General features: G+C 35.2%; 5 protein-coding genes. All 5 read right to left on the minus strand.

What is annotated here, in order from left to right; translation table 11 throughout:
• A partial coding sequence (locus MVY38_RS08440; protein WP_297485218.1) for a histidine kinase dimerization/phospho-acceptor domain-containing protein occupies positions 1 to 762 on the minus strand: 762 nt, incomplete at its 3' end.
• Positions 763 to 2025 (minus strand): M18 family aminopeptidase, encoded by a 1263-nt coding sequence (locus MVY38_RS08445; RefSeq protein ID WP_297485220.1) that lies wholly within the window; start codon positions 2023 to 2025, stop codon positions 763 to 765.
• A 21-nt stretch (positions 2026 to 2046) separates the two neighbouring features.
• Complete coding sequence (gene dnaE / locus MVY38_RS08450) at positions 2047 to 5664, minus strand: DNA polymerase III subunit alpha (protein WP_297485222.1); 3618 nt, start codon at positions 5662 to 5664, stop codon at positions 2047 to 2049.
• Positions 5665 to 5735: 71 nt separating this feature from the next.
• A complete protein-coding gene (locus tag MVY38_RS08455) occupies positions 5736 to 7154 on the minus strand; it encodes a helix-hairpin-helix domain-containing protein (protein ID WP_297485224.1) in 1419 nt (472 codons plus the stop codon).
• A 30-nt stretch (positions 7155 to 7184) separates the two neighbouring features.
• Complete coding sequence (gene efp, locus MVY38_RS08460) at positions 7185 to 7751, minus strand: elongation factor P (RefSeq protein WP_297485227.1); 567 nt, start codon at positions 7749 to 7751, stop codon at positions 7185 to 7187.
• Positions 7752 to 7992 lie beyond the last annotated feature (241 nt).

A 7992-nucleotide genomic window follows, 5' to 3' on the forward strand; every position in this document is an offset into this window, starting at 1 on the left:
CTCTATTATTCCATCATCATTATCATCAGCTTCAATGGCATCTATTGCGTTTATAATAAGATTTGAAAAGAGCATTTCAAGTAAATCTTTGTCTGCGTTTAGCATAAAATCATCTTCTGGAAAAAGGAATGTTATCTCTTTTGAATAGTCATAATATTTTATGGACATATCTATTGACTCTTTTAGCTCACTCCATAAAAATTGCTCTTTTTTGGCTATAACGCCTTTTGAAAACATAAGCGTTGCTTTTATAATTCTATCAATTCTACTTACAGATTTTTGTATCTCTTCAACAATAGGTACATTTTGAGGAATAACCTTCTTTTTTAGAGCAGAACTCAAAAGAGAGATAGAACCTATTGGATTTCGTATTTCATGAGAGAGGTGTGCTGCCATCTGCCCCATTGTTGCTAAATTTTCTTTTCGTTTTTGATCAGTTATATCTGTAACACTTAACATCACTTTATCTTTATAGGTTGAACTCTTTACAAGATAGGAGCGCGTATTAAACTGAATCTCATAATCTTCATCTCTGTACGATAACTCTTTAAGCAGTTTATAGAGTTCTCTAGCATAAGAATTTTGCACAAAAACAGTGTTGTCACTATTGAGTATCCAGATTGCATTTGGTAAAAATTCAATTAGCTTTTCAACAGTATCTTGGAGATTTGCATAAGAGCTTTTGAGTTCAGTAAACTCCTTCTCTACCTTATAGGTCTGCTCTATTAAAAGATTTAACTCTTCTGGTGTAACTGTTGCCATCTAAAGTTGAAATCCTGTTAAAATCTTATACAGCATATGAGCGTCATCACTTCCTGCAAGTTCTCTAATGGAGTGCATCGCATAAGTGGGAAGTCCAACATCTATGGTATCTACGCCTATGCGAGTAGCAGTAATTGGACCTATTGTTGAGCCACATCCCATATCGCTACGAGTAACAAACTCTTGAAGTGGTAACTCCAAATTTTTCGCATTTTGCATAAACTTTGCAATCGTTTGAGAATTTGAAGCATAACGCTGGTTTGCATTGACTTTTATAACAACACCTTTATTTATATATGGAGCATGGTTTGCATCATGCTTAGCAGGATAATTTGGATGAATAGCATGAGCGTTATCGGCACTTATCATTAAAGAACTTCGCACCATTTGTATGTACTCTTCAAAATTTGGAAAAATTCGTTTAAGTGTACTCTCAAGAAAACTTCCCCCTGCTCCACTTGTAGAATCACTCCCAACCTCTTCATGGTCACTTGCAATAAAAAGCATAGGTTTTTCTTCTGACACACTACATATACTTAGCATAGCAGTATAACAACTTAGTAAATTGTCAAGTCTTGCACTTGCTATAAAATCATCCCTAAGCCCCACAAACGCAGCCTTTTGTGTATCATAAAAACTTAGCTCATTTGCATAAATCTCTTTTACATCACGCACACCCACTTTATCAAGTTGCCAACGAAGAAAATCATCAAGCTCAAAATCTTCATTCGTAGAGAGAATTGGACACATATCGGTCTGTTTGTTTATAGTTCTATCTTTATTTGCTTTATCATCAAGGTGAATAGCGAGTGAAGGGACTATTGCCAAAGGTTTTTGCACATCTATGAGTGCATTTTGTACTCTATTTTCAGCATCAAGATAACTCACTCGTCCTGCAAGTGATAAATCTCTATCAAACCAAGGATTGAGCAGAAGTCCACCATAAGGCTCTACCCCAAACTTTACAACGCCATGCTCTTTTATAACTGCGTTTGGTTTAAGTTTTAGATTTGGCGAATCAGTATGCGTACCAATCATTAAATATTTCAAATCATTTTTAGGGTAAGTAAATGCAATAACAGAAGAGTCATTACGAGTAACATAGTACTTTTTCCCAGCTTCTAGCTCCCAATTTTCAACTTCATTCAGTTTTACAAATCCTGCATTTTCAAACATCATCGCCATATTTCGCGTTGCATGAAAAGGGGTTGGTGAAGCATCTAAAAAACCTAAAAGTCCCTCATTAAAATCTTCTCTATTCATATTTTTCTCTTCCTTTTTTCACTAACTTATTATATCCACAAATGCATTTCCCTCTAAAGCGCCAACAATCTGACTTCCAACGCGAATAGCAGAATCAATGACGACATTGTGTAGTTTTGATACTATGGTTACTTTTAGAGGACGGTTACCTGGGTTTTGTCTTATAGTAGCGTATAAATTTTCTAGCACATCAAAATCTTGTGAGAGTCTTACAGCTAAATTTATAGGTTCTGGTGGAGCTTCTTGCACCTCTTTTTTTACCTTTTTGGTCTCTCTTTTTGCATCTTTGAGTGCCATAATTTTTGTAACATTGAGACGCGGTCCAAAATCGGTAAGCGTAACTCTTGCCTTAAACGCAACTGGCTCTTCTAAATTCATTTGTGAGAGTTGTTCCAATTTATCTGAAAAAAGCATAATCTCAATATTTCCATGAAAATCCATCAGGTTTACAATGCCAAACTGATTTCCTTTTTTAGAAACTTTTTTTGTTATCTCTTCAACTTTACCTATAAAAATGGCAAAAGAACCATCTTTTATATTTTCTAATTCAGAAGAAAGGGTATAGTTTAACTCATCTAACTCTTCACGATAATCATCCATAGGATGCCCAGAAACATAAAAGCCCAAAGTATCTTTTTCAAACTCCAGTATCTCTTTAAGCTCATACTCTTCACAATTTGTAAGCGTAAGTTCAACAGTTGTTATCTCTTCATCATCTCCAAAAAGACTTCCAACAGCATTTTTCTTCGCTTCACTCGCTTTTTTTGCAGTCTCGACTATAAGGTCTATTTGGTCAAGCAGTGCTTTTCTTGAGTAGCCATATCTATCAAATCCACCCGCTTTTATACAGGCTTCAATCACTCTTTTATTTACTTTACTAGGTTCAATTCTATTTACAAAATCTTGTAAAGTTGTATAGTCCCCATTTTCTTCACGCTCTTCAAGCATAGCATGAATGGCTGCTTCACCGACACCTTTAATTCCACCCAAACCAAACAGAATAATCTCTCTATTATCTTTAGTGATTGCAGAAAATTCAAGTTGTGAGTCACAAACATCAGGTGGAGCAAGTTCAATCTCCATCCGTTTTACCTCATCAATATAACGAACAACTTTTTCAGTATTGTCTTTATCTGATGTCAGAAGTGCTGCCATAAATTCATTCGGATAGTAAGTTTTAAGCCATGCTGTTTGAAATGTTACCATGGCATAAGCTGCTGAGTGAGATTTGTTAAAACCATACCCTGCAAATTTTTCAATTAAATCAAAAAGTTCTGAAGCTGTTTTGTAGTCAAGCCCCTGCTTTGCAGCACCCTCAGAGAACTCTTTGTTGTATTTAATCATCTCCTCGACTTTCTTTTTCCCCATCGCACGACGCACAATATCTGCACCACCAAGGCTAAATCCACCAATTGTCTGTACAATCTGCATAACCTGTTCTTGATAAACAATAACCCCATAAGTTGGTTTTAAAATATCTTCAAGTGCAGGAAATACATAGGTAATCTCTTGACGACCATGTTTTCGCTCAATAAAGTCATCAAGCATTCCAGACTCCATAGGACCAGGACGGTAAAGTGCTAAAACTGCAATTAAATCTTCAAATGTTGAAGGCTTTAAGCGTTTGTTCAAATCTTGCATACCAGAAGACTCTATCTGAAACATTCCAACAGTATCACCTGTTTGAATAACATCATAAACTTCTCTGTCGTTTTCATCTATTTTATGCCACTCAACCTCTCGGTTATATCTGCGTTTAATAAGTTTAATAGCATTTTGAATAACATCAAGCGTTTTTAAACCCAAGAAGTCAAATTTAATCAGATCAACATCTTCCATATAGTTGAGTGAATATTGTGTTACAAAAGTATCTTCACCAGATGGCTTATAAATAGGTGTCTTTTTCCAAAGTTCTTCATTTGATATTACTACACCAGCAGCATGCATTCCTGCATTGCGTTTAAGCCCTTCTAGTTTTTTAGCAAACTCCCAAACACGCGCTGCGTTTGGATCGCTATCAATGAGTTCTTGAATTTTTGGCTCTTTTTGAAAAGCACCATCAACGAATTTACCATTTTTCGTTTTTCCATTAAGGGTAATTCCCAGCTCATCAGGTATAAGTTTCGCCATTTTATCAGCTTGACTTAAAGGCATCTCAAGCACACGAGCAACATCCCGAATAACCCCTTTTGCTAAGAGTGAACCAAAAGTGATGATTTGTGCCACTTGATTTCGCCCATATTTTCGCACCACATAGTCTATGACCTCCCCACGACGAGCCTGCATAAAGTCCATATCAATATCGGGCATACTTACTCGTTCAGGATTTAAAAAACGCTCAAAAAGCAGGTCATACTTCATAGGGTCAATATCAGTAATCTCTAGTGAAAATGCAACTAAACTTCCAGCAGCCGAACCACGACCAGGTCCTACAGCAACATCAATGCGTTTTGCTTCTATAACGAAATCCCATACAATCATCATGTATCCTGGAAATTTCATAGAGTTAATGATGTCCATCTCAAATTCTAATCGTTCTTTATACTCTTCATGACGCTCTTTTGGAACAATTTTTAATCGTTTTTCAAGCCCCTCTCTACACTTGTAAACAAAGTAAGCTGCATCATTTTTATCTGCTGCTGAGAGCCATTTTTTCTTCTGCTCTTCTGTAGGATTTTCAGGCAGTGGTGCATCATCTTCAAAGTTAATATCAAGCCCCTCAGCCTCTGCATACTCTTTTGTAAACTTAAAATTTGGTGGTGTTGGTGACTTTACAATAGGCACAAACTCTTCAATTTTATTTGCAATATCTTGCGTATTTTCTATGGCTTCAGGAATATCCACAAAAAGACGAGCCATCTCCTCAGGCGATTTAATATAAAACTCATGAACAGAGTGACGCATACGCTTTGGATCATCATAGAGTTTATTCATTCCTATACACATAAACGCTTCATGATACTGTGCATCACCGGCGTAAGTGTAGTGTGTGTCATTTGTTGCCACTACTTTTATTCCTGTCTCTTTGGCAATTTTCAGTATTTGCTCATCAATGTAGAGTTGATCTCCAATTCCATGACGCATAACTTCAAGATAAAAATCATCTCCAAAAATATCTTGATACTCTCGTGCAACTTCTAATGCACCCTCATATCCTAAAGCACCATTTTTTACATTTCTCTCATTTTGCATATTCAGATGCCAGTTTACTTCACCCTGCAAACAGGCAGAACTACATATTAAGCCCTCACTATGTTCTCTTAACTCTTTTTTATTTAAGCGTGGATAGTAGTAAAAACCTTTTATGAATGCCTGAGAAGAGAGGTACATAAGATTTTCATATCCCTTTTTATTTTTAGCATATAAACAGATATGAAAACGCTGTTTTGTACTCTTATCATCTAGGGTTTCACCATTGTGAATATAGCCTTCCATCCCGATGATAGGCTTTAGTCCTGCACTCTTCATCTGCTTGTAAAAGTCAATAGCACCAAACATATTTCCATGGTCTGTCATAGCAACAGAGGTCATTCCAAGCTCTTTGACTCGTGAAATAAGATTTGTAAGTTTGTTTGCACCATCAAGAAGTGAGTATTCTGTATGTAAATGGAGATGTGTAAATTGTGGTTTTGCACTCAAAGCAGTACCTTTGATTTTAATTTTTTATGAATTGATTAAAAAGAAGCCCAAGAAAAGGACTTCATAGATGTTTATTTAAGAAGTTTTTTCCAAGCTTTTTCAACTTTTTTAATAAGTTTAGCACTAAAGCCTTGAACCTCTTCAAGAATTGTAGGATTTTGATGAATAACACCAATTACATCATCAACACTACCGAAGTGTTCAACAAGTTTTTTTACTTTTTTCTTGCCAATCCCATCAATAGCTGTTAAAAAGTCACCTAACTCTTCTTTTGTAATTTTTATTTCATTTTTTACAGATTCAGCACTCTCATCTTTTGTAGGTGTTGGTACTTCTATATCTGATTTTTTCTTCAAGCTTCTAAGAGGTTTAAGTGCAAGTTTATCTTGATAATTCCATTTCTCACTTGGCCACTCTTCAACATATCTGCGTTTAACAGGAAAAACCTTATATTTTGCATCAAGTTCATGAATATAAACCTCTTTTTTGCCATACATTTTCTTTTTATTTCCAAAGTAAGCACCATCATAACTTACATTAAATTTACCAAATGTTATGTGTCTCATAGTTCTTAGTAAATCAGGAGAAATTTTTCCTAACTCTTCCCAGTTAAACATAGGCATATTTGGTTTTCTAAAACGACCATCGCTTAAAAGCCACATCAAATACTCACCAATCCAGTCACGAATGTAAGGAAACGCAGCAAACGCAGTCGCACACTCTAAAATACGAACCTTGCCATCTTTTCCATAAGCAACATCACAAGCCCAATACTCAGCTTTTGCTGCTTTTGAAACTTTTACAGCCAAATCAAGTACAGACTTTGGAACATCATTGTAGTCCATACTTCCACCTTGTGAAGTGTTTGTAAGCCATTCTCCCTCTGGAGCACGACGCCAAAAAGCACAAACAGGTTTATGCCCAATAAGCATTACACGAATATCTGCTTCCATAGGAACGAAATCTTGAAAATACTCAGGATGGTAGCGTTTTTCATCAAAAAGCTCACGCGCCTCTTTATAGCTATCAACTTTATGCACAAAGTATCCGCCATAATTTGATGGACCGTAAGATTTTTTAATAATTTTTGGATATTCACATTTTTTCAAAAACTTATCTGCATTTTTATGATTATAGTAAATATATGTTTTTGGAATAGGCAAGCCATATTTCCATGCAAATCGTGTTACATTCTCTTTCGATTTATTTGAAAATTGTGTATCTAAAGATGGAATGAAACGCACATGAGGCAATTCACGAGCAATCTCACGAAAAGTCTCATACGCAGTAGCAGGAACATTACCAATAAGGACATCAATCTTCTTAGCTTTAACCTCTTTAATAAATCTATCTTTATCATTTTTCCAATGATAGGTGACAGTCTCTATTTTATTTGGCCAACCTTTGAAATTTGAATGATCAAAAAATCTTAGGACATAGTCCATATATAAAAAGCCTAACTTTGGTAACTCTTTATTACTTAATCCCATGCTACTTTCCTCTTTTTTATATTGCGTTAATTACTTAACTTTTTCTAAATACTCGCCATCAACTGTATTTACTTTAACAGTATCACCCTCTAAAACATGGTATGGAACTTGAACTACTGCCCCACTCTCTAGTGTTGCAGGTTTTTTACTTCCACTTGAAGTATCACCTTTGAAGTTTGGTGGCGTATCTGTAATTACAAATTCCATAATTTCAGGAGCCTGTACAGAAATAGCTTGACCTTTATAAAAAACAATATCTACATTTATACCATCTTTAAACCATTTAGAAGCCTCATCACACTGCTCGTATGAAAGTCCTAGTTGGTCATAAGTTTCATTGTCCATAAATTGGTACATTTCGCCATCATCGTACAAATATTGCATTGTTTTATAGTCAATCTCAGGAACTTCAAACTTATCACCAGCATGTACAGTCTTCTCAACTACTTTTCCATTTAAAAAACTTTTCATTTTCATACGAACAAATGCAGCACCCTTCCCTGGTTTTACATGTTGAAACTCCACTACTTTATAAGGAACTTCACCCACTACAAGACGAACATTTTTTTTAATATCACTCATACCAACAGTTGCCATTAATACACCTTTATTTAAATATTTTGAATGATTTTACAATAAAAGTGCTTAGAGTGTTCTAATGACTTTCTATGATGTTTATGCTAGTTAAGATAAATCGATATAAAAATTTTATGTTTCATGAATACAGCAAATATAAAATAATCATAAAATTTAAAAAAAGATTAAGTTTTATGAGAGTACCATTAACTGACTGAGTAATTAACTGTTTAAGGGGTAAATATGACTATTTCATCATCAC

The organism is Sulfurimonas sp. (assembly GCF_027056685.1).
Classification (GTDB): domain Bacteria; phylum Campylobacterota; class Campylobacteria; order Campylobacterales; family Sulfurimonadaceae; genus Sulfurimonas.

What these genes read in the sequence shown, in the direction of transcription:
- MVY38_RS08445 (WP_297485220.1), bottom strand. Translation starts at nt 2,025, where the DNA reads ATGAATAGAGAAGATTTTAATGAGGGACTTTTAGGTTTTTTAGATGCT.
- MVY38_RS08455 (WP_297485224.1), bottom strand. Translation starts at nt 7,154, where the DNA reads ATGGGATTAAGTAATAAAGAGTTACCAAAGTTAGGCTTTTTATATATG.
- efp (WP_297485227.1), bottom strand. Translation starts at nt 7,751, where the DNA reads ATGGCAACTGTTGGTATGAGTGATATTAAAAAAAATGTTCGTCTTGTA.